A 24231-nucleotide genomic window follows, 5' to 3' on the forward strand; every position below is an offset into this window, starting at 1 on the left:
TGCTGCTGTTCGTCATCGATCACGAGAGACCTCCTGGACTAGTGCGTCAATGATCTTGGCCTGGCCGCGTATCGACGGGTGGTCGAAGAACGCGGTCAGGGGGAAGTCCGCCGAGAAGGCCCGGCGGATGCGCGAGACGATCTGGGTGGCGCGCAGCGAGTGCCCGCCGAGTTCGAAGAAGTCGTCGTCCAGGCCGATGCCGTCCTGTTTCATGACCTCGGCCCAGATGGCCGCCAGACGCTGCTCGGTGGGGGAGGGACCGGCCGGGCCGGCCGGAACGGGCCCGGCGTCCGCGGCGGTGTCCTCGGCGGGCTCCGCGGGGGCGGGGGCGGCCGGCTCGGGCAACGCCCGGCGGTCGACCTTGCCGTTGGCCGTCAGCGGCAGCGCGTCCAGGAACACGATCCGGGACGGCAGGAGGTACTTCGGCAGCACCTCGGCGAGGAACTGCTTCGCCTCCGCGGCCGAGCAGGTCCGGCCCGGCACCGGCACCGCGTAGGCGGCCAGTTCGCGGTCACCGGCGCCGGTCCGGTACGGGACGACGACGGCGTCGTGGACGGCGGGGTGGCGGCGCAGCGTGGCTTCGATCTCGCCGGGTTCGATGCGGTGGCCGCGGATCTTGACCTGGTGGTCGGCACGGCCGAGGTAGTGCAGGGTGCCGTCGGCGTTCCAGCGGGCGAGGTCTCCGGTGCGGTACAGACGGCCGCCGGGCGGCCCGTAGGGGTCGGGCAGGAAGTGCCGGGCGGTGAGGGCGGCCCGGCCGAGGTACCCGCGGGCGAGTCCGGGCCCGGCCAGGAACAGTTCACCGGTCACCCCGACGGGTACGGGCTCCAGGTCCGGTCCCAGGACGTACGCCCGCGTGTTGCCGATCGGGCGCCCGATCGGCACCGACGTCACGTCCGCCGCGAGATCACCCGGTATCTCGTGGCAGCAGGCGAAGGTGGTGCTCTCCGTGGGGCCGTAGCCGTTCGTGACCGACGTGCCGGGCAGCCGGGTCAGCGCCCGTCGCACATGACCGGCGGACAGCGCCTCGCCGCCGACCACCAGATGCCGCAGCGGCGGCCACTGCTCCGGGCCCGAGTCGACGATCGCGTTGAACAGCGCGGTGGTCAGCCAGGCCGTGTCCACCCGGTGTTCCCGGATGACGGTGAACAGGGCATGGGCTTCGGGCACGGCGTCCGGGTAGAGGACACATGTCCCGCCGTGTGCCAGCGCCCCCCAGATCTCGAACGTCGAGGCGTCGAAGGAGACGGGTGCCGCGGCGAGGATCCGCCGTCCGGGGCCGAGATCCAGGTGGTCCAGGCCGAAGACCAGCCGGGTGACGTTCCGGTGGCTGGTCATGGTGCCCTTGGGCACACCGGTCGACCCCGAGGTGTACAGCACATAGGCGAGGTTGTCCGGCGCCACCACGGTCCGCGGCGCGTGCTCCGGGAGCGAGTCGATCGCCGTCCGCCGCCCGTCGAGTTCGATGACCCTGCGTGTCGCCGTGACGGACTCCGGCAGCAGGCCGTGCCGGGTGACCACCACGGTGGCGCCGGAGTCGTCCAGCATGTGCGTCAGCCGCGCCGCGGGGTGGTTCGCGTCCAGCGGCAGGTACGCGCCGCCTGCCTTGAGCACCGCCAGCAGAACCACGATCAGCTCGGGTGTCCGGGGCAGGCACACGGCGACGGGCCGGTCCACCGTCACGCCCTGCGCCAGCAGATGATGGGCGAGCCGGTTGGCGGCCGTGTCCAGTTCCCCGTAGGTCAGGTTCCCCGCGGGGGACACGACGGCGGGCGTCTCGGGTGCACGGGCCGCGTGCGCACCGACCAGGCGGTGCAGGCACTGCCCCTCGGGCAGGTCCCGCTCGGTGCGGTTCCAGGTCTCGATGACGGTCCGCCGCTCCTCGGCCGACATCATCGGCAGCCGCCCCACCGGTGCGGCCGGGTCCCGCGCGACGCTCTCCAGCAGCGTCCGGTACTGCTCCAGCCAGCGGCGGGCGGTGTCCTCGGAGTGGACGCCGGGACGGAAGATCAGCTCGAGGGAGATGTCCGCACCGCTCTGCACCGCGGTGAGGGTGACGTCGAACGGCGAGCCGGGCAGGGAGTCCATGAGCACCGGCCGGACCCCGACACCGGGGCCGAAGTCGGCGGCCACCGTCTCGCGCTCCATGTTGAAGACCGTGGTCACCGGTCCGGAGCGGCCTGACCCGCGGAAGAACCCGACCTCCTCCGTGAGCCGCTGCAGGGGATAGGAACCGTGCTCGTGGGCGGCGAGCACCTCCGCCCGCACCTGTTCCAGTACGGCGTCGAAGCGGCGCAGCGGGTCATGGACCGGCTCGCGCAGGCAGAGCACGTTGGCACGGTGGGCGACGAGGTCCCGCTCCTGCGCCGAGGCCCGGTTGAGATACGAGGCGCCGATGACCAGGTCGTCCACCCCGGAGACCCGGCAGACCAGGACCCGGAACGCGGCCAGCAGCGTCATGTACAGCGTCGCGGAGTTGCGTGCGCTCACCCGGCGCAGTTCCCGAACGAGGTGCGGTGGCAGCGGAATACGGATCCGGGCCGCCTCCCGGCCCCCGGCGTTCCGCACGGTGCCGTCGGCAGGCATGCGGAAGTCGGGGAACCCGTCGGCGAACTTGCCGGTCCAGTAGGCGCGGTCGGCGGCGAACGCGGGGGACTCCTGGTGGGCCGCGCACCGCTCGCCGTGGTCGGCGAGGCGTGGGGCGGGAGGCAGCGATCCGCCACTGCCCGTGCGACGGGCGCGGTAGAGCGCGCCGAGATCGCGCAGGAGCACGTCCCCCGCCCATCCGTCCGCGACGATGTGGTGATGGGTGATGACCAGGTGGTGCCGCTCCGCGCCCAGCCGCAGCAGGTGGAAACGCACCAGTGGCGCCTGTTCCAGGTCGAAAGCCGCCCGGCCCTCGGCGTCGTACCACTGACGCACCATGGCGTCCTGCCGGGCGCCCGCGTAGTGGGAGAGATCGATGACGGGAACGTCGATCAGCAGACCGTCCCGGATCTCCACGCGGTCCCCGTCCGGGAAGCGGGCGCGCAGCGATTCATGACGCTCCACCAGCTCGTCGACGGCCCCGACGAGGGCGCCGATGTGCAGGGGACCGTCCAGTTCCAGGGCGATCGGGCAGTGATAGGCGCGGGAGTCCGCACCGCCGAGCCTGCTGGCGATCCAGACCTCGCGCTGCTGGTCCGTGACGGGGACGGTCCTCATGCCGGTGGTGTTCATGTCGAGGTCCGCTCCGTGTCGAGGGGCGATGCGTCGGCCAGGGAGGCGAGCTGCTGTCTCATGAGGTCGAGCTGTCCGCCGAGCAGGTGCCGCAGCCGGGTGTCGGACGAGTCCCGGCTCTCCGCCCCGTCGGGGCCGAGCAGCCAGTGCCGCTCGCGGGCGAACGGATAGGCGGGCAACGGCAGTCGGCGGCGCTGCTCGTCCCCGGGCACGCGGTACGGCGCGACGGCGGCGCCCCTGGTCCACAGCTCCGCGAGCACCGCGTGCAGGCCGGTCCGTACGTCGTCCACGCCGCACCCGTGCAGCGGTACGGCCCCGACCGTCGCCCGTGCCTCCGCGGGCCGTGCGTCGCCACCGATCGTCACCACGACCCGCGCGGGGTCGTCGGCGAGCCGGCGCAGGTCCTCGTCGGACGCCTCGTGTGCCGGGGGAGCGCCGCTCGCCAGCCGTCGCACCAGCTCCGTCCGCGGCATCGCGCCGGACAGGAAGGCCGCGGCCCAGGCGCCCACGCCCCGGCCGGTCATGGAGTCCGGCGCCACCCCCCAGGACATGAGCTGCCGCGCCACGGCCGTCTGCGTCGCGAACAGCAGCAGCCGGTCGTCCGCGGCGAGGTCACGGCCGGTCTCGGCACGGACGAGCGCGGAAAGGTCGGCCAGGTCCGCCGCGAAGTCCGGTGCCCAGCGCAGGACTTCGGCCGGCAGCTCCGTGTCGACGCCCGCCGCCGGGGCGGGGCGGGCGTCCGGGAGGACGAAGGCGACCGACGGGGCTTCGTCCCCCGCCCGGCCCCGCACCCACGCGTCCGCCCGAAGCGCCCGTACGGCGTCGGCGGTGTCACGGCAGACCACGGCGGCGCGGTGCGGCAGCGCCCGGCGGCCGACGCGCAGGGTGTGGGCGACGTCCGCGAGACATACGTCCTGGTTGCGCCGCAGGAAGTCCCCGGTGCGCTCGATGAGCCGGTCCAGGGCGTCGGGGGTCTGCGCGGACAGCAGAAGCAGCTCGCCGCCTTCCCCCCGGCCGGCGGAGGGCCGGCGGGGTGCCTCTTGGAGGACGAGGTGGGCATTGGTGCCGCCCATCCCGAACGAACTCACGCCCGCGCGGCGCGGCGCCGCACCCGTACGCGGCCAGGGCGTGGGTGCGGTGACGACGGAGAACGGGGTCTGCTCGAAGCCGATCCGCGGGTTCGGCACTTCGTGGTTCAGGCTTGCCGGAATCAGTTCGTTCTCCAGGGCGAGGACGGTCTTGATGAGACCCGCCACCCCCGCCGCGGCGTCCGTGTGGCCGATGTTGGTCTTCACGGAGCCGAGCCCGCACCAGCGGCGGCGGTCGGTCCGTGCCCCGTAGGCGGCGGTGAGCGCGGCGACCTCGATCATGTCGCCCAGCGGGGTGCCGGTGCCGTGGGCTTCGACGTAGGAGACGGTCTCCGGGTCCACGCCGGCGATGTCCAGTGCCTCCTGGACGACCGCCGTCTGCCCCGCCACGCCGGGCGCGGTGTAGCCCACCCGCGCGGCACCGTCGTTGTTGACGGCGGAGCCCAGGATGACGGCGCGGACGGTGTCCCCGTCGTTCAGCGCGGCGGCCAGGGGCTTGAGGACGACGACCCCGGCGCCTCCGCTCGGCACGGACCCGCTGGCGTCCCTGTCGAAGGCCCGGCAGTGCCCGTCCGTGGAGCTGACACCCTCTTCGGGCCGGTAGCCCCGCTCCTGCGGCACCCGCAGGGAGACACCTCCGGCCAGGGCCATGTCGCACTCGCCGTTGAGCAGACTCTGCACGGCGAGGTGCACCGCGACCAGCGAGGTCGAGCAGGCGCTCTGGACGCTCATCGCCGGTCCCCGCAGATCCAGCCGGTAGGCGACCGAGGTGGCGAGGAAGTCCTTGTCGTTGCCGAGTTCGAGCCGCCGGTACGGGAACCGGTCACGCAGCCCGGGCGACGCCTGGATCTCCCTGAGATACGCGCTGGACGCCTGGCCGGCGAAGACCCCGACGCTGCCCGGGTGCCGCGTGGTGTCGTAACCCGCCGACTCCAGTGCCTCCCAGGAGCACTCCAGGAACAGGCGCTGCTGCGGGTCGAGAAGGGCGGCGTCGCGCGCGGTGTATCCGAAGAGGGAGGCGTCGAACCGGTCGATGTCGGCGACCACCCCGGCCGCGTCGACGGTGTGGTGCTTGGCCGCGCGGGGCGGTCCGGGGAAGCGGGAGATCGACTCCACCCCGTCGCGCAGGTTGCTCCAGAAGCCGTCCGCGTCGCGGGCGCCCGGGTACCGGCACGCCAGGCCGACGACGGCCACCCATCCGTCCATGTCGGTGTCGTCGACGGCCTCGCGCGGCGCGCCGGCCGCGTCAGGTGCGGTCGTCATCCCTCATCCCCCGTCCTGAGAACCGGTACGTCGCACGCGTCTGCCGCGTGCGGCCCTGCGTGTGGCCGCGCGGTCCGTGCCCGCCCGGACCGCGGGCTCGGCGGCCCGCGCCGGCGAGGGCGGAGCATCGAGGAACCGGGCGAGCGCGCGAATCGTCGGGTGCCGGAAGACCGCCACGAGCGGGATCCCCGCCGAGTGTGCCGGGGCGGCGGGCAGGTCCAGCAGCTCCTGGTGCATGCGCACGGCGAGCAGGGAGTTGCCGCCCACGTCGAAGAAGTTCTCGTCCACACCGACGCCGTCCCGCCCGAGCACCCAGCACCAGATGCCCACGAGCGCCTCCTCCGTCCCGTTCCCGGGCGGCGTCGCGCTGTCTTCGGGGAGCCGCTCGGTGCGCTGGGCGCGGAGCGCGGCCCGATCGACCTTGCCGTTGCGGGTGAGGGGGATGCCGGTGAGCCAGGCGTACGCGGCCGGTACCGCGTGTTCGGGCAGCCGGCCGCGGAGGAACTCGCGTACCTGGCCGGTGGGCGGCACCGGGGCACCGTCGGCGGCGACGAGATACGCGGTCAGTATCGGCTCGGTGCCGCCCGGCGGTACCTCGGTGCGCACCACCGCCTGGCCCACGGCCGGATGACGCCGGAGGGCCGCTTCGACCTCCTGCGGTTCGAGCCGGAAGCCCCGCAGCTTGACCTGGCCGTCCCTGCGGCCCAGGAACTCCAGGGCGCCGTCGGGCCGGTGCCGCACGAGGTCTCCGGTCCGGTACAGCACGCTCCCCGGTATCCCGCTCACAGGGTCGGGCAGAAACGCCCCCGCGGTCGTCCCGGGCCGGCCCAGGTAGCCGCGGGCCACGCCCGCACCGCCGATGTACAACTCGCCCGGGACTCCCTGCGGGACCGGCTCCATCCAGTCGTCCAGCACGTACAGCCGGGTGCCCGCGATGGGCCGCCCGATCGGCAGTGGCCGTCCGTCCGCGGGGATGTCGTCCGGTGTGCAGCGGTGGACGCAGGCGCCGACGACGGTCTCCGTCGGGCCGTACTCGTTGTGGATCTCGCATGGTCCGCCCGCCTCGCGCCACCGCGCCAGCACGTCCGCGGTCAGCTGTTCGCCACCGAGCACCAGCGTCCTCGGCCACGAGAGCGCCTCGGCGGGATCCTGCCGGGACAGCAGCATGCGCAGATGGGACGGGGTGACCTTGAGCAGACCCGGCGCCCGGTCCCGGCCGAGCAACTCCACACCCGCCTCGGGATCGTCGGTGAAGGCCGGCATCACCTCGGTGGTGCCGCCACTGATCAGGGGGACGAACAGCGGTGTGACGGCCATGTCGTAGGCGACGGACGTCGCCACGGGAGCGACGCCGGACGTGCCCTCGCGGTACGAGGTCCGCGCCCACCGCAGGTAGTTGGACAGCCCTCGGTGGGTGACGCCGACGCCCTTGGGCCGGCCGGTGGAACCCGACGTGTAGATCACATAGGCCAGGCTGTCCGGGTGCGGTGGGGGCAGTTCTCCGGCCGGGAGAGTGGCGGTGGGGTCCGCACCCGTGCCGAGGGCGGGCACTCCGAGTTCCTGCCCCCCGCTGCCGGTGCCCTCGGCCACGAGCACCACGTGGGCTCCCGCGTCGGCGAGCAGCGCCCTCAGGCGGGCCGTCGGATGCTCCGGGTCCAGGGGCAGGTAGGCGGCACCTGCCTTGAGCGTACCGAGGAGCGCGACGAGGAGGTCCGCGGAGCGGGGCAGGCACACCCCGACGATTTTCTCCGGACCTGCTCCACCGGCCCGCAGCCGGTGCGCCAGGTGGTCGGCCCGGCGGTTCAGCTCCCGGTAGGTCAGCCGTTCGCCGCCGGCCCGCACGGCGACGGCCTCCGGCGTCCTGCGGGCCTGCTCCTCGAAGAGCCGGGGCAGTGGCGGTCCCGGGTGTCCGGGCCCGCCGTCCCCCCACCGGGTCAGCAGCCGGTCCCGCTCGGCCCGCGGCATGAACGGCACGGCCAGGACGTCACGGTCGGGGTCCTCGACGAGTGCCTCCAGCAGGCGCGCGTAGTGCGCGGCCAGCCGCTCGGCGGTGCCGGGCTCGAAGAGGTCGGCGCTGTAGTCGAGTTCACCCGCCAGGCCGTCGCCGTCGTCCCAGAGCGCCAGCTCCAGTTCGAACCGGCTGGTCCCGGTGCCGGCAGCCACCGGCTCCACCTCCAGGCCGGGCAGCCGGGGCGGCCGCGTACCGGTGGTGTGGAGGTTGAACGTGACCTGGGCCAACGGCGGACGGTCCGGACTGCGCTCGGGCCGTATCTCCTCCACGATCCGTTCGAACGGCACGTCCAGGCCGGCCAGCGCGCCGAGCGTCGTCTCGCGCACCCGGCCGATGAGCTGCCGGAACCCGGGCCGGCCGCCGAAGCCGATCCGGAGCGGCACCGTGTTGACGAAGGGCCCGATCAACTGCTCGGTACCGGGGGGCCGGATTGCCGGGGAGGTTCCGACGATGAGGTCCCGTTCGCCGCCGTACCGGCTCAGGAGGACCGCGAACGCGGCGCACAGGACCATGAACAGGGTGGCTCCCTCGGCCCGTCCCAGCGCAGCGGCGCGCGCGGCGAGCCGGGCGGGGACACGGAACGGTACGCGGCCGCCCCGGAAGGACATCTCGGCGGGCCGGGGCCGGTCCGTGGGCAGCTCCAGGACGGTCGGTGCCCCTTCGAGTGCCTGCCTCCAGTGGCTGAGCTGTCGCTCGTAGTCCTCCCCGTGTGCCTGGTCGCGCTGCCATCCGGCGAAGTCCGCGTACTGGAGGGGCAGTTCGGCCAGTTGCGTCGGACGGCCCTCCCGGAAGGCCGTGTAGCACTCGGTGAGTTCGTCGTGGAGCACCGCCATCGACCACGCGTCACCCGCACTGTGATGGAGTACCAGGACGAGGATGTGCTCCTGGTCGGCGACCTTGAGCAGGGTGGCGGAGATCAGCGGGCCGGTGGACAGATCGAGGGGGCTGCGGGCGGCCTCCTCGATCCGCCGGGCGACGGCTGCGGCCGGTTCCCCGGTGAGGTCCGCCTCCGTGAAGGGGACGCGCGCCTGGGCCGGCACCCGGGACACGAGGGTTCCGTCCTCTTCGGCGAACCCCGTGCGCAGTACCTCGTGGCGGTCGGCGAGGTGTGCGAGGGCCTGGCGCAGTGCCTCCCGGTCCAGTTCGCCGCGCAGCCGTAGCGCCGTCGGCAGGTTGAACAGCGCGGTGCCGGCCCGCAGCCGCTCCAGGAACCAGAACCGCTCCTGGACGAACGAGGCGCGCGCGGGCTGCCGCCGGTCACGCGGGGTGATCCCGGGGACCTGTGGTGACGACGCGGGCCCGCACCGGTCGAGCTGGGCGGCCAGGGCCTCGATCGTGGGGTGCGTGAAGACCGACCGGACGGGCAGCCGGACACCCAGCCGCTCCTGGATCCGCGTGGTCAGACGTGCCGCGAGCAGGGAGTCGCCGCCCAGCGTGAAGAAGTCGTCGGTGATCCCGGCCTGGTCCAGCTCCAGTATCTCGCGCCACAGCCCGTGGAGTTCGCGCTCCGTGGCGGTGCGGGGCGGGTTGTCCGCCGAACCGGGCGGGCGCACGGGCTCCGGCAGCGCGGCGCGGTCCACCTTGCCGTTGGGCGTGAGCGGCAACGCGGCGAGCAGCATCAGGTCCGCCGGGACCAGGTAGGCGGGGAGGCGTTCCCGCAGGGCGGACCACAACTGGGCGAGGAGTGCGTCGGGGGCCGCGGGCGGTTCGGCCGGGACGGCGTAGGCGACGAGCCGGGGATGACCCTGGGCGCCGGTCCGGTACGGGACGACGACGGCGTTGTGGATGGCGGGGTGGCGGCGCAGGGTGGCTTCGATCTCGCCGGGTTCGATGCGGTGGCCGCGGATCTTGACCTGGTGGTCGGCGCGGCCGAGGTGGTGCAGGGTGCCGTCGGGATTCCAGCGGGCGAGGTCTCCGGTGCGGTAGAGGCGGCTGCCGGGCGGCCCGTAGGGGTCGGGCGGGAACTGCCGGGCGGTGAGGGCGGGCCGGCCGAGGTACCCGCGGGCGAGTCCGGGCCCGGCCAGGAACAGTTCTCCGGTCACCCCGACGGGTACGGGCTCCAGGTCCGGTCCGAGGACGTAGGTCCGCATGTTGGCGACCGGGCGCCCGATCGCCGGCGGCCGGTCCGCCTCCGGGGTGTCGTCCGGATCCCGTGGGACGTCGCCCAGCGTGGCGCAGACCGCGGCCTCGGTCGGGCCGTAGGCGTTGATGAACCGCGGCACCGGCGCCCACCGGCGGGGCAGGTCGGCCGGGCATGCCTCACCCGCGGACACGCACACCCGCAGGGCCGGGAACTCCTCGGGGGCGAGCTGGCTCAGCACCGAGGGCGGGAGCGTCACATGGGTGATCCGCGCCGCCTTGAGCAGGGCGGTCAGCTCCGGTCCGGCCGCCGCCTCCTGGGGCGTCGGCAACACCAGTTCGGCCCCGGCCGACAGGGCCATGACGATTTCCCACACGGACGCGTCGAAGCTCGGGGACGCGAACTGCAGGACCCGGTCACCGGGCCGGACATCCAGGGTCTCCCACTGGGCCAGTGCCAGGTTGACCGCGCTCCGGTGGCTGATCCCGGTGCCTTTGGGGCGCCCGGTGGACCCGGAGGTGTAGATGACGTAGGCGAGGCTGTCCGGATGGGGGGCCGGGGCGGGGGATGCGGCGGAGCGTCCCGCGATCACCGCGGGCCGCCGGTCGGCCGCCACGATCCGGAGTCCCTCGGTGAGGGAGCGCGGCAGCGCGTCGCCGTCCGTGATCACCGTGCGGGCCCCGGAGTCGCGGAGCATCCAGCGCAGGCGGTCCTCCGGGTAGTCCGGATCCAGTGGGAGATAGGCCGCTCCCGCCTTGAGTACCGCGAGCATGGAGACGATGGCGTCCGTCCGTCCCCGGCGCAGGCAGACGGCCACCGGGACGTCCGGCGCCGCCCCGGCCGCGCGCAGCCGGCCTGCCAACCGGTCGGCGGCGGCTTCGAGTTGGGCGTAGCTGAGGGTGTCGGTGCCCGAGGAGACCGCCGGTGCCCCCGGGGTGCGTGCCGCCTGCTCGGTCACCAGGAGGTGGAGGCAGCGGGCCGCTGTGGGGAGCGGGCGGGCGGTGGCGTTCCAGGACTCCAGCACCGACCGCCGTTCGCCGTCGGGGAGCAGGGGGGAGCGGAGGACCGGCCGGTGGGGCTGCGCTGCCACGCCGTCGAGCAGGGTGAGCAGGCGCGCGGCCATCCGCCGAGCCGTCCCGGCACCGATGACGCCGGGCCGGTGCACGAGCGCCGCCGTCGCCCCCTGCGGCCCCTCCTGGATGTGCAGGCCGAGTTCCACGCTCCGCTCCCAGCCGGAGACGGCCGGATCCGGGAGCCGCTCGGTGTACAGACAGCCGGCCTGTACGAGGGCCGGGCGGGACGGCTCCGGGTCCAGCCGCAGCGCTCGGACCAGGTCCGCGAGGGGGACGGGACCATGGGCCCGGGCATCGGCGAGCCCGGCCCGCGCCGCCCGGAGCCCTTCGGTGAACCCTGGATCGGCGGAGAAGTCGAACGGGACGGGAAGGGCGGTGAGTTCTCCGTCCGGCGTGCGGTGCGCGGTTCCCACGATCAGCCGCGGCTGCCGGGTGTGCCGGGCCAGCAGTACGGCGTAGGCGGTGAGCAACACCGTGGCCAGGTCGGTGCCTTGGCCCTCAGCCAGCAGGCGCAGCCGATCGGTGAGCGAGGCGGGGAGGGCGACGTCGACGCGGTTCGGCGGACTGTCGCTCGCCGGGAGGGGATCGTCCGCCGGCAGTTCGAGCGTCGGGGGGACGTCCCGCAGCACGTCGGTCCAGTGGGCCAGCGCCGCGCGCGTCACTGCGCTGTCACTCACGCGAGGTCCTTTGCCGTCGTGCCGGAGACCGGCGGCGGTTCGGTGGCAGGTTCCCTGACGAGCCAGGCGGACGACACCATCATCAGCAGGGTGCCGAACGAATAGAGCGAGGCCACGATGGCGAAGGGAATCCTGGGCTGGAATGCCGAGAACGCCGGACCGGTCAGGGTGAGCGCCAGTGAACCGGCCACCAGCGTCAGCGTCATGAACGCGGACATGGACTGCGGGCGGAGTCCGGGCGGCGTTCGTTTTGTCTGGAGCGCGGCGGTGGGAGCTTCGATGAAACCCATGAAAATCCCCCCGAGACAGAGCACGGCACCGAAAGTCACCACATGCAGATCGACTACGGCCACCCAGAGCACGAGGGACTCAGCGATGGCCCCGAAGATCATCAGCCGGACCGGTTTCACGGCCTTCATCAGAGGCCCCACCAGAAGGTTTCCGATGACGGCGCCGACACCGAACACGGCGAGCAGCGCACCCACGACGCGCGGATCGTCGTCGTACCGGGAGAACGCCAGAATGGGAATGGCCGCGAAGACACACTGCCAGGCCATCTCGAACGCCACGTTGGCCACGGTCCACAGGCGCAGCACCCGATCCTGACACAGGAACCGCAGGCCGGCCACCAATTCCCCGCGTTTCGTGCTTCTGGGAGAGGCTTTTCCCGTCTGTACGAACAGCGAGATGAGCATGAAGGCGACAAGGAAGCTGCCCGCGTCGATCCAGAGCACCTGCCGGGCGCCGAAGGCGGCCACCAGAACACCACCGAGCGGAGCACCCAGCAGCAGCGTCACTCGATTGGCCACGCCGAGCAGGGAGTTGGCCCTGGTCAGCAACTGGTCGTCCTCGCCGACGAGTTCGGGAAGCAGGACCCGCTGGGAGGCGTAATAGGGCGTGAAAAAACCGCCGATCACGAAGACCAGGCCCAACAATACGGGGAAAGTGAGCAGATCCATTCCGTTCAGCAGGGGAATCAGTGCGATCAGCACCGCACGCGAGCCGTCGGCCAGGCGCATGAAGGTGCGCGTTCCCAGCCGAGCCGCGAAAACCCCTCCCGGAATTCCCCAGATTGCCATGGACAGCATTTGGACCGCGAGTACAAGGCTCATCCGTGCGACGGATCCCGTGGTCGCAAGGACGAACCAGGGTAACGCTACTCGGGTGACCAACGACCCCGAGACCGATACCACCTCGGCACTCAGCAGAGCCCACAGAGATCGCGTATTTTTGGGCACCCCTCAATTCATAGGTTGCATCTCTCGGCGAAGTCAAGATCGAACCGCCTGCGGCAGTGTGTGACTCAACTCACTCGAGTTGCCGACGAGTTGATGCAACCTGGCCGCGATCCACTGCGTCCCGAACCGCTTGGCGTTCCTCCCTTAATCGGCTTTACAGGCAAGCAGTTGCCAGGTGACTATGGCGCCTGCTCCATCGCGCCGCAGCTGCTCCGCCCCCAACGGATTGAAGGCGAGGATTCGGCAAAAGTGTCGAACGCTGAGAGTGCAAGGAAGACGTCAGCATCAGGCGTCGACGAGTCCCCTGCCGGTGAAAACGTCAAGGCATTGAGGGCGTTATTCGGCCAACTTCTCGGCCTTTCCGCGGATCAGGTCTCGACCGATGTGTCCTTCGTGGAGCTGGGAGCGGACTCGCTGCTGCTCGTGGAGGCCACCGAGGTCATCGAAGACCGGTTCGGTGTCGACCTGCCGTTCAGAGACCTGCTCGACCGGTGCGGAGACATCGACTCGCTCGCCGCGCATCTCGCGGAGCTGGGCATCGGCACCGCACCGGCAGCCGAGCCCCCGGCCGGTGAGACCGCGGCGCCGGAGCCCGCGATCGCGCCGCCCGCGCAGACCGAGCCGTCTCCCGCACCGTATGCCGAGGCTCTGCCGCAGTCGCCGGACCACAGCGGGGCGAACTCCCTCGAACGAGAGATCATCGGCCTCCAACTGGAGGTGATGCGACAGCAGCTGGAGGTGCTCCGTGGACGTCGGCCCGGCCCCGCGCTGCCGGGACCGCGGCAGCCGACCGCGGTCCGGCCCCCGTCCGCCGAAGCGGCGCCGACCCAGGCGCTGGGCCCGTACCGGCCCATCGAGGCGCGCGGCGGACGGGAACTGACCACAGGTCAGCTCCACCATGTGAAGACGTTGATCACCTCCCTCGAGGCGCGCACCCAGGAATCCAAGCGCCAGGCGGCACGGCAGCGGCCGAGCCATGCCGACAGCAGGATGTCGGCCGGCTTCCACCTGCTGTGGAAGGAGATCGTTCACCCGATCGTGGCCGACCGGGCCGAGGGCGCGCGCTTCACCGATGTCGACGGCAACGAGTACGTGGACATCTCCATGGACTTCGGCGTCAACCTCTTCGGTCACAACCCGCCGTTCATCCGGGACGCCATCCGCACCCAGCTCGACAAGGGCATGCCCCTCGCGCCGTACAACACCCTGGTCGGCGAGGTCTCCGAGCTGATCCGCGACCTCACCGGGCTGCCGCGCGCCGCCTTCCAGAACTCGGGCACCGAGGCCGTCATGGTGGCCGTACGCCTGGCTCGCACGGTGACCCGCCGGCGCAAGATCGTGATCTTCTCCGGCTCCTACCACGGCACCTTCGACGGCGTGCTCTCCCGTAAGTCGGCCGACCCGTCCCTGCCGCCGGGCACCGCCGTACCACTGACCCGCGGAACCCCGCACTCGATGACGCAGGACGTCATCGTCGCCGACTTCGCCGACCCGTCGGCCTTCGACGTCATCGCCGCCCATGCCGACGACATCGCGGCCGTCCTCGTCGAACCCGTGCAGAGCCGGGTGCCGCACATCCAGCCCTTCGCCTGGCTCCGCGACCTGCGCGACCTCACCGACCGACTGGGTATCGCCCTCATCTTCGACGAGGTCATCACCGGGTTCCGGCTGCACCCGGGAGGAATGCAGGCGCTCAGCGGAGTCCGGGCGGACCTCGCGGTCTACGGGAAGGTCATCGGCGGTGGCATGCCCATCGGCGTCGTCGCCGGCAGCGAGACCTACCTCGCCCCCGTCGACGGCGGCCTGTGGAGCTACGGCGACGGCTCCTGGCCCAGCGCCGAAACCACCGTGTTCGCCGGGACCTTCTCCAAGCACCCGCTCGCCATGGCCGCCGCCCACGCCGTGCTGCGCCGCATCAAGGACGAGAGCCCCGGCCTCCAGGACGGCCTCGGCGCTCGCACGGAGAAACTCCGGACCACGCTGAACGCGGCCATGGAACGCGGCGGGCTGCCGCTGCGCGTGGAGCGTGCCGGTTCGCTGTTCCGCTTCTCCTTCGGCCGCGGCTTCGCCTATCCGGACCTCTTCTTCCACCACCTGCTCAACCGCGGTGTCTACGTCTGGGAGGGCCGCAACTGCTACCTCTCCACGGCCCACACCGACGACGACATCACCTTCATCGCACAGACCGCCCTCGCCGCGGTCGAGGAGCTGGCAGCCGACGGCTTCGTCCGGACCGACTGAGGAGGACGCCATGAGTGAGCGGACAGCCGCGGAGCTGGCGGCCATGCGGCGAGAGCTGATCCGGCGGCGCCTGCACCGCCCCGACCCGGCGTCCGCGGCGACGCCCGGCGTAGCCGAGGGGGCACCGGCACGGGCGGCACGTGACGCGTCACGACCGGTCCTGTCGTCCGCCCAGCGTCGTATGTGGTTCATCGACGGGCTGTTGCCCGGCAGCCCGGCGTACAACATCCCGGCCGCCTACCGGTTGCGCGGCCCGCTCGACGCGGTGGCGCTCGACCGGGCGCTGGTCACCGTCGTCCGGCGGCACGAATCGCTCCGCACCCGGTTCGCCGCCGCCGACGGCGAGCCCTTCCAGGTCATCGACCCCGCCCCGGACCGGGTGCTGCGCCGCGAGGACCTCTCCGGTTCCCCGGCCCGTGACGGGCAGGTCACCGTCGACGCGCTCTGCGCGGAGGAGGCGGGAACACCGTTCGATCTGACGACCGGACCGCTGTTGCGCGCCCGCCTGGTCCGACTCGCCGACGACGACCACCTCTTCCTGGTGACCGTGCACCACAGCGTCTTCGACGGCTGGTCCGCGGGCGTCTTCGTACGGGAGGTCTCCCAGGCGTACACCGCGTGCGTACAGGGGCGGCAACCGGAGCTGCCCGCCCTGCCCCTGCAGTACGCGGACTTCGCGGCGGGCCAGCGGGAGTGGCTCGGCGGGGCGGAGACCGCACGGCAGTCCGCGTACTGGCGGGAACAGCTGAAGGACATCCCGCCGCTCGAGCTGCCCACCGACCGGCCCCGGCCTCCGGTCGCCAGCCATCGTGGCGCGAACGTGGACTTCGAGGTACCTGTACGGACCGTACGAGCCGTGCGGGAACTGGCCAGGTCGCGTGGCACCACGCCCTTCGTCGTCACCCTCGCCGCCCACCAGGCGCTGCTGTCCCGGTACTGCGGGAGCGACGACATCGTGGTGGGCACCCCCGTCAGCGGGCGTACCCGGTCCGAACTCGAACCGATGGTCGGGTTCTTCGTGAACACGCTGCCGCTGCGGGCCCGGCTGGACGACGACCCGTCGTTCGCCACGCTCGTGGACCGGCTGCGAGAGACCGCACTCGACGCCTACGCCCACCAGGACCTGCCCTTCGAGCAGCTCGTGGAGGAACTCTCCCCGAGCCGCGACCTGAGCCGGAACCCCATCGTCCAGATCTGGTTCGGGCTGCTCAACCAGGGCTCCGCGGGCGAACTGGCGGCCCTGCGCCTGCCGGGCCTTCAGGTGACGGAGCTGCCGACGGGCGAGGCCACCACCCGCTTCGACCTCGAACTCCACCTCTACGACGCCGGGGCGGACCGCCTGACCGGGCGGGTGATCTGCGCGCAGGACCTGTTCGACGAGACCACGGCCCGGCGCTTCGCCCGCCATTACCTCAACCTCCTCGACGCCGTCGTACGCGACCCGTCCCTGCGCGTGTCGCAGGCGCCCCTCGCCGACCCCGCCGAGTTGCGTGCCGCCCTGGTCGCCGGGAGCGGGCCGGCCGAGCCCTACGAGCAGGAACTCACCGTGGCCGGGCTGTTCGAGCGGCAGGCGGCCGCGACACCCGAGGCGGTGGCGGTCGTCTGCGGCGAGACGGAGGTCTCCTACGCGGAGCTGAACGCACGCGCCAACCGGCTCGCCCGGCTCCTGCGCGAGCGCGGCGTGGGCCCCGAGGTCCTGGTCGGCCTGTGCCTCCGGCGCGGCCCGGAGCTGCCGGTCGCGCTTCTGGCCGTGCTCAAGGCCGGTGGCGCGTGCGTCCCCATGGACCCCGAGACGCCCCCGGAGCGGCTGCGCTACATCCTGGCCCAGTCCGCGGTCCTGCTCACCGTCACCCAGTCCGACCTGGCCGGGTCGGTGCTCGCGGGGGAGCCGGTGGTCCGGGTGGACGCGGAGCACGAGCAGATCGCCCGTCACCCGGACGAGAACCTGCCGTGCCGGGCCACTGCGGACCATCTGATGTACGTCATCTACACCTCCGGATCCACCGGGCGGCCCAAGGGCGTCATGATGACGCACCGGCCGATCCTCAACCTGGTCTCCTGGCAGTCGCGCCGCACCGCGGCGCACGGGCCGACGCTGCAGTTCGCGGCGATCAACTTCGACATCTCGTTCCAGGAACTCTTCACCACCTGGGCGGCGGGAGAACGGGTGGTCCTGCCGGACGAGGATCAGCGCCGGGACCCCGAGCAGCTGCTGGCGCTCATGGCCGAGCACGGCGTGCGCCGGTTCCACTGCCCGCCGCCCGTACTCGAACAGGTCGCCGCCGCCGCGGCCCGTGGCAGCGGCGCGCGCGGCCCGCTCCCCCCGCTGTCCGAAATCGTGCCCGCGGGGGAACAGCTCCGTCTGGGCACGGAACTCCGCCGGCTGCTCGACCGGCTTCCCGGGGTGGCCGTCGACAACCAGTACGGCCCGACCGAGGCCCATGTGGTCACCGCGTTCCGGATGACCGGAGACACCGCTCAGTGGCCGGACAGCCCACCGGTGGGAACGCCCGTCGCAGGCGTCCGGATCTATCTGCTGGGCAGGAATCTGGAGCCCGTCCCACCGGGACTGCCCGGAGAGGTCCATGTGGCCGGTCCCTGTCTCTCCCGCGGCTACCTCCGCCGGCCGGACCTCACCGCCCGGGCCTTCCTGCCCGACCCGTTCGCCGAGGAGCCGGGCGGCCGCATGTACCGCACGGGTGACCAGGCCCGCTGGCGCGAGGACGGCACACTCGAGTATCTCGGCCGGATCGACTTCCAGGTGAAGATCCGTGGCTACCGGATCGAGCCGGAGGAGGTCGAGGCCTCACTGACGGAGCTGGACGGCGTCGTCCGGGCGGTCGTCATCGTCACGGAGGCGGCCGCCGGTGGACACCAGCTCGTCGCCTACGCGGTGACGGCCCCGGGCTCGCCCCTCGGCCCGGCCGACCTGATCGGCGCTCTCCGGCAGCGGCTGCCCGGCTACATGATCCCGGCCGCTGTCGTCGTCCTGGACGAACTGCCCCTGTCCGTCTCGGGCAAGGTGGACCGCGCACGGCTCCCCCGGCCCGTCACCGCCGTGGAGGACTACGCGGCTCCCCGTGACGCGGCCGAGCGTGCCGTCGCGCGGATCTGGCGCGAGGCGCTGAAGGCCGAACGGGTCGGCCTGCACGACAACTTCTTCGACCTCGGGGGTCACTCCCTGGCGGTTCCCCAGGTCATCTACCGGGTCCGCGAGCACTTCGGTATCGACCTGCCCCTGCGCACCATGTTCGACCGTCCTGTCCTGGAGGACTTCGCCGCCGCCGTCCGGGAGGCGGGTCGCGAACCGGTCGGGCCGACACGTCCGGTCACCTTCCGGAGCCTGGGCCGCCCGGCTCCGGGACGGGCGCAGCTGTTCTGTCTGCCGTTCGCCGGCGGTGGCCCCGACGGCTTCGACACCTGGCTGCCCGCCCTCCGCGACCGCCTCGACGTCCATGTCGCACTCCTGCCCGGCCGCGGCGCCCGTTTCACCGAGCCCATGCCGCACTCCGCCGATGATCTGATCCCCGCCATGGCCGCGGAGATGAAGCCGTTCCTCGGCGAGTCGGTCGTCCTGTTCGGACACAGTCTGGGCGCGCTCCTCGCCTACGAGCTGGCCCGCGAACTCCACCGGTCGTACGGCATCTCGCCCGCCTGCCTGGTGGTCTCCGGCCAGACCAGCCCCCAGCGCCGTGACCCGGCAGGGCTGCACGCACTTCCGCCGGAGGAGATGCTGCGGGTCCTGTCGCGGTTCGGGGGAGTCGACCCCGCCGTCTTCGCCGAACCCGAACTGCTCGAGCTGGTCCTGCCCACGCTCCGCGCCGACGTGGCGGTCGCGGAGACCTACCGATGGGCGCCCGGGCCGCCCCTCGACTGCCCGCTCGTGGTCTACGGATCGCAGGACGACCCGGGCACCACGCGGGCGACCCTCGCCGGCTGGCGCGAGACGACGACGGGTCCGGTGGAAACCTTCCTCTTCCCGGGCGGCCACTTCCACTTCAACGACGCCCCGGAGGCGTTCGCCGCCGATCTGCTGAGCAGGCTCGCCCCCCACCTGCCCACGAGCCTGCGATGAGCCTGCCAGGAGAGACCATGAGCACCGACCGGACCCAGCCGCCGGCACGATCCACCACGCCCGGGGCGCTGCCGTCCTTCGGCCAGCAGCGGTTGTGGTTCCTGGAACAGCTCCACCCGGGATCACCCGCGTACACGATCACCTACGGTTTCCGGCTGCGCGGGTGGCTCGACACCGAGGCACTCGGCCGCGCCTTCGAGCTGGTCGTCACCCGCCACGAGGTGCTGCGGTCGCGGTTCGGTTCCGAGGACGGCACACCGTACGTCACCGTCGCGGAGCCCGGGACGTTCCGGCTGGAGTTCCTGGACCTGTCCGGCCCGGACCCGGTCGGGCAGGCGCGGGAGCAGGCCCGGGCCGAGGCGGAGCACTCCTTCGACCTGGCGCGGGACCCCCTGTTGCGAGCCCGCCTCCTGCGGCTGGGCACCGGCGACCACGTCCTGCTCGTCACCGCCCACCACAGCGTCTTCGACGCCTGGTCCTGGGACGTCCTGGCCCGGGAGCTGTCCGACGGTTACGCCGCCCACACCGCGGGGCGGAAACCGCAACTGCCGCGGCTGCCCCTGCAGTACTCGGACTTCGCGGAGCAGCAGCGGCAGCGGCTGACCGACGACATGGTGCGGGAGCACGTGGACCACTGGCGTGACCACCTCGGGGACGATCCCCAGGAGGTGGAACTGGTCCGCGACCGGTCCCGGCCGCAGGTCCCCGCCCATCAGGGCCGCGTGGTCGAGTTCACCCTCTCCGCGGAACTCACCGACGCCGTGCGGACGGTGGCCCGGCGCCACCACGCCACCCCCTTCATGGTGCTGCTGGCCGCCTACCAAGCCGTCCTCGCACGCTGGGCCCGCACCCGTCAGGTCGTCGTGGGGTGCCCCTCCGCGGGACGTACCGAACCGGAATACGAGGACCTCATCGGCTTCTTCGTCAACCTCCTGCCGCTGAAGGCCGATCTCTCGGGCGACCTCTCCTTCGAAGCCCTGCTCACACAGGTGCGGACGGCGCTGCTGGAGGCGTTCTCCCGGCAGGAACTGCCCTTCGAGCAGCTCGTCGAGGAACTGGGGCTGCCGCGCGAGTTCGGCAGGAACCCGCTCGTACGGCACACGTTCCAGCTCCTGCACAGCGATGCCGAGGCGGGACAGGGCGCCCTGTCCCTGCCGGGGGTGGAGACCGAACCCTTCGACGACGAGTCGCGGGCCACCCGGTTCGAGCTCGAGATGCACCTGATCGACGAGGGCCTGGGCGGATTGCGGGGACACCTCGTCCATGCCACCGGCCTCTTCGGCTCCGCCACGATGGCACGCTTCGTCGACCACTACCGCACCTTCCTCTCCGCAGTCTGCGCCGACCCGGACACCCCGGTGTTCGACGTCGAGTTGCCCGGCCCCGAGGAGAAGAGGCTGCTCACCCGGTGGAACTCCACCGAGCGGGAAGGTGACCGGGGCCAGGACATCCTCGAACGCTTCGCGGACGCGGTCCGCCGCGCCCCGGACGCACCCGCCGTCATCGCCGGGGACGTACGGCTCACCTACGGTGAACTCGACGCGCGCGCCCGGCGACTGGCGCCGGCACTCCGCCGGCGCGGGCTGGGCGCCGAGCGTGTCGCCGGGGTGCTCCTGCCGCGTGGCGCGGACCTCGTCGTGGCCTGGCTGGCCCTGCTGAAGGCGGGGGCCGCCTACCTCCCGCTCGATCCCCGGCTCCCCCGGGACCGCATGACGTTCATGCTCCACGACGCGGGCGTCGAGCTGGTCCTCACCGACCGTGACCTGGCGGGTGCGCTGCCCGAGGGGACGCGTGCTCTGCTCATGGCCGACGGGCGAGCCGAGGAGACGGGGGACGGGCCCGCGACGGAGACGCGGGACGGTGCCTCCGCCGCAGAGGCCCCGCACGGCGGTGCGCACCCGGCCGCCCTCATGCACGTCATCTACACCTCCGGCTCCACCGGACGCCCCAAGGGTGTCGCGATCGAGCGCCGCTCCTTCGCCAACCTCCTCGACTGGCATCTGCGCGAGCAGGGCCTCGGCCCCGACGACACGGCCACGCAGGTCGCCAACATCTCCTTCGACGCCGCCGGATGGGAGATCTGGGGCGCGCTGGCCGCCGGAGCCTGTCTGCGCCTCCCGCCCGACGACACGGTTCCGTCGGCCGAGAAGATGGTGGAGTACCTCGCGGAGTCCGGCAGCACGGTGGTCTTCGCCACCCCGGCCATGGCCGAACAGCTCGTCAGCCACCCGTTGCGCGAGACCACCGCGGTGCGCACCCTGCTGACCGGAGGCGACCTCTTCCGGCCCCAACCGGCGGACGTGGCCAAGGTGTCGGCGGTGAACGTCTACGGACCGACGGAGACCACGGTCCTCGCCACCGCGACGGACCTCGACGTCACACACAACGGAGCCGGCATCGGCCGGCCGATCGACAACGTCCGCGTCCATGTGCTGGACGACCGGCTCAGGCCTGTCGGGGTCGGGCTGCCGGGCGAGATCTACATCGCCGGGGCCGGCCTCGCCAGGGGATACGTCGGCGCTCCGGCGATGACCGCGGAGCGCTTCCTGCCGGACCCGTTCGCCGTCGCCCCCGGCGGTCGTCTCTACCGGACCGGTGACCTCGGCCGCTGGACCTCCGAGGGAGAGCTGGAGTTCCTCGGCCGCGTGGACCGGCAGGTGAAGATCCGCGGCTACCGGGTGGAGACCGGCGAGATCGAGGCCGCGCTCCGCGCCCTGCCCGGCATCCGCGACGCGGCGGTGGCACCGGCCCCGGTCCGAGGCTCCCAGCGGCTCATCGCCTGGTACCTCCCCGAGGGGGACGACGCCCCGGCCCGACAGGAGCTGCGCGACCGGCTCCGAGGGGCTCTGCCCGACTACATGCTGCCGGACATCTTCGTCGCCCTCACGACGATGCCGATGACCGCGTCCGGCAAGATCGATCGCAAGTCCCTGCCCCTTCCGCAGGAGCCGAGCGAGGAGTACGTAGCGCCGCGAGGCGAGTGCGAAGCCGCGATGGCGCAGATCTGGGCGGACGTGCTGCACCTGCCCCGGGTCGGCGTCGAGGACGACTTCTTCGAGATCGGCGGCCATTCACTGATCGCCACCCGGATCACCGCACGCATCCTCGACACCTTCGGAACCGAAGTACCCCTGCGGGCTCTCTTCGAGCAGCGCACGGTCGCGGCGCTGGCCCGGGTGGTCGAGGAACAGGTGGGTGCGCAGGTGGCCGCGATGTCGGAGGAGGAACTCCTCGCCGCGCTGCGCGACACGGAGGAGGGGTCGTGATCGACGAACGGAGGAACCGTCGTGATCGACGAACGGGGCGATGAAGCCGGCCACACGGGTCTGACCAAGGTGCGGGAGTACTACCGGCTGGTCGACGCGGACGATGTGTCGGGGATCGTCGCCCTGTTCGCCGAGGACGCCGTCTACCGCCGGCCCGGTTACGAGCCCATGCGGGGGCACGCCGATCTGAAGTCGTTCTACAGCCAGGAGCGGGTCATAGCCGGCGGCTCGCACACGATCACCACGGCGGTGACGGATGGCCGACGGGTCGCCGTGCACGGAGTGTTCGACGGCATCCTCAAGAACGGCCGCGAGGTCACCCTGGAGTTCGCGGACTTCTTCGAGCTGAACGAGCACCAGCAGTTCGCGCGACGGGACACCTACTTCTTCGTCCCGCTTGTCTGAGGCATCGCCCTTGTTTCGTCCTCCGAGCCTGTGCAACTCGTTCGTGGTGACGGACCGGCCGCCTCACCCGAGCGACGCGTGCCGTCCGTGAGGCACCAGGAGGAAGGCTTTGATGGATCACTCTCGTGTCCCTGTACTGGAGGCGCTGCGGGAATTCCGGCGTCGCGGCGACGTGGTGTACGGACCGCCCGGTCACAAACAGGGCCTGGGAGCCGATCCGAGGGTCGTCGACATCGTGGGGGAGGGCGTGTTCGCCTCGGACGTGCTCTCCCTGAACGGGCTCGACGACCGCCGTGAGTCCCAGGGCGTTCTCACGCAGGCGGAGCGACTGATGGCCGACGCCGTCGGCGCGGAACAGGCGTTCTTCTCGACGTGCGGCAGTTCCCTGTCGGTGAGGACTGCCATGCTGGCGGTGGCCGGCCCGGGGGAGAAGCTCCTCGTCTCGCGCAATGCCCACAAGTCCGTGATCGCCGCGGTGATCGTCAACGGCGTCCAGCCGGTGTGGGTGCACCCGAAGTTCGACACCGAACGGCACCTCGCGCACCCGCCGGAGCCCGACGACGTACGGCGGGCGCTGCGGGAGCATCCCGACGCCAAGGGCATGCTGCTGATCACACCCACGGACTGGGGTTCGTGTGCCGACATCCGCGGTGTCGCCCACGTCTGCCACGACTACGACGTGCCGCTGATCGTCGACGAGGCCTGGGGAGCCCATCTGCCGTTCCACCCCGGTCTGCCGTCCTGGGGCATGGACGCCGAAGCGGATCTCGTCGTCACCAGCGTCCACAAGATGGGGGGTGCGATCGAGCAGAGTTCCGTCTTCCATCTGCAGGGCGACCGTGTCTCACCCGACGTCCTCAAACAGCGTGAGGACCTCCTGGGCACCACCAGTTCCTCCTCGCTGGTGTACGCCACCCTCGACGGATGGCGCCGCCACATGGTCCAGCACGGACACGACCTGCTGGATGCGGCGCTGGGGCGCGCGGAACGGATCCGGAAGGCCGTCACCGGCATGCCCGGCCTGCGTCTGATGGGCCCCGAGGTCGTCGACGCGGGTCTGACGGCGGAGTTGGACCTGCTGAAGATCACCATCGATGTGCGAGATCTCGGCATCAGCGGCATGCGGGCCGCCGAGTGGCTCCGCACCCACTGTCACGTCGACATCGGATCCTCCGACACCTGCCGGATCAGCGGGCAGATCACCCATGCCGACGACGACCGGACCGAGAAGCTGCTCATCGACTCCCTGCAGCGTCTCGTGGAGAACGCGGACAGTATGGAGAACCGATCCCCGGTCCGCCTTCCCGAGCCGTGCTCGCTGCAACTGGAGCAGGCCATGCTCCCTCGCGACGCGTTCTTCGCCCCGGCCGAGCACGTCCCGGCCCACCAGGCCGTCGGGCGCGTCGCGGCAGAGACGATCAGTCCCTACCCGCCCGGCGTACCCGTCGTTGCCCCCGGAGAAGTCATCACGGCGGCCGTCGTGGACTACCTGCGGAGCGGCGTCGACGCCGGCATGCTCATCCCCGATGCCGCCGACCCGACCGCCGAAACCCTGCGAGTGACGGCTCGCCGGCGGGATGCCTGACCAGTGGGCG

9 protein-coding genes are annotated in these 24231 nt (G+C 72.1%); 5 read left to right on the forward strand and 4 right to left on the reverse strand.

All coding sequences use genetic code 11. From position 1 onward, the window contains the following. Positions 1–12 precede the first annotated feature (12 nt). Genes AC07C1_RS01860 through AC07C1_RS01875 form a run of 4 tightly spaced genes read right to left on the reverse strand, consistent with a single transcriptional unit; the run spans position 13 to position 12649 of the window. On the reverse strand, positions 13–3219 hold the full coding sequence (locus tag AC07C1_RS01860) for a non-ribosomal peptide synthetase (protein ID WP_478936233.1): 3207 nt from the start codon (positions 3217–3219) through the stop codon (positions 13–15). Then, positions 3216–5570, reverse strand: a complete 2355-nt coding sequence (locus tag AC07C1_RS01865; RefSeq protein ID WP_478936234.1) for a type I polyketide synthase — start codon at positions 5568–5570, stop codon at positions 3216–3218. Before AC07C1_RS01865 ends, AC07C1_RS01860 begins: the two co-directional genes overlap by 4 nt. 3 nt (positions 5571–5573) lie before the next feature. Beyond that, on the reverse strand, positions 5574–11411 hold the full coding sequence (locus AC07C1_RS01870; protein ID WP_478936236.1) for an amino acid adenylation domain-containing protein: 5838 nt from the start codon (positions 11409–11411) through the stop codon (positions 5574–5576). Continuing rightward, the gene (locus AC07C1_RS01875) at positions 11408–12649 is read right to left on the reverse strand and encodes an MFS transporter (RefSeq protein WP_478936237.1); all 1242 of its coding nucleotides are present in this window, start codon (positions 12647–12649) and stop codon (positions 11408–11410) included. The genes AC07C1_RS01870 and AC07C1_RS01875 overlap by 4 nt, the downstream gene beginning before the upstream one ends. Positions 12650–12742: 93 nt before the next feature. Here AC07C1_RS01875 and AC07C1_RS01880 point away from each other — a divergent pair, with 93 nt between their 5' ends. The 5 genes from AC07C1_RS01880 to AC07C1_RS01900 all read left to right on the forward strand — a co-directional run bounded on the left by AC07C1_RS01880 (position 12743) and on the right by AC07C1_RS01900 (position 24221). Then, positions 12743–14890 (forward strand): aminotransferase class III-fold pyridoxal phosphate-dependent enzyme, encoded by a 2148-nt coding sequence (locus AC07C1_RS01880; RefSeq protein WP_478936574.1) that lies wholly within the window; start codon positions 12743–12745, stop codon positions 14888–14890. Between the two features lie 10 nt (positions 14891–14900). Next, the gene (locus AC07C1_RS01885) at positions 14901–18965 is read left to right on the forward strand and encodes a thioesterase II family protein (RefSeq protein WP_478936238.1); all 4065 of its coding nucleotides are present in this window, start codon (positions 14901–14903) and stop codon (positions 18963–18965) included. Between the two features lie 17 nt (positions 18966–18982). After that, positions 18983–22231, forward strand: coding sequence for a non-ribosomal peptide synthetase (locus AC07C1_RS01890; RefSeq protein WP_478936239.1), 3249 nt, complete (start codon positions 18983–18985; stop codon positions 22229–22231). A gap of 21 nt (positions 22232–22252) precedes the next feature. Further along, positions 22253–22636 (forward strand): nuclear transport factor 2 family protein, encoded by a 384-nt coding sequence (locus AC07C1_RS01895; protein WP_478936241.1) that lies wholly within the window; start codon positions 22253–22255, stop codon positions 22634–22636. A 112-nt stretch (positions 22637–22748) separates the two neighbouring features. Continuing rightward, entirely contained in the window at positions 22749–24221 is a 1473-nt protein-coding gene (locus tag AC07C1_RS01900; RefSeq protein WP_478936243.1) for an aminotransferase class I/II-fold pyridoxal phosphate-dependent enzyme, read from the forward strand. Positions 24222–24231 lie beyond the last annotated feature (10 nt).

Source organism: Streptomyces sp. NPDC045022 (assembly GCF_056432605.1).

Coding starts and splice junctions, on each gene's coding strand:
- AC07C1_RS01860 (WP_478936233.1), bottom strand. CDS start 3,219: ATGAACACCACCGGCATGAGGACCGTCCCCGTCACGGACCAGCAGCGC.
- AC07C1_RS01865 (WP_478936234.1), bottom strand. CDS start 5,570: ATGACGACCGCACCTGACGCGGCCGGCGCGCCGCGCGAGGCCGTCGAC.
- AC07C1_RS01880 (WP_478936574.1), top strand. CDS start 12,743: ATGCAACCTGGCCGCGATCCACTGCGTCCCGAACCGCTTGGCGTTCCT.
- AC07C1_RS01885 (WP_478936238.1), top strand. CDS start 14,901: ATGAGTGAGCGGACAGCCGCGGAGCTGGCGGCCATGCGGCGAGAGCTG.
- AC07C1_RS01890 (WP_478936239.1), top strand. CDS start 18,983: ATGAGCACCGACCGGACCCAGCCGCCGGCACGATCCACCACGCCCGGG.
- AC07C1_RS01900 (WP_478936243.1), top strand. CDS start 22,749: ATGGATCACTCTCGTGTCCCTGTACTGGAGGCGCTGCGGGAATTCCGG.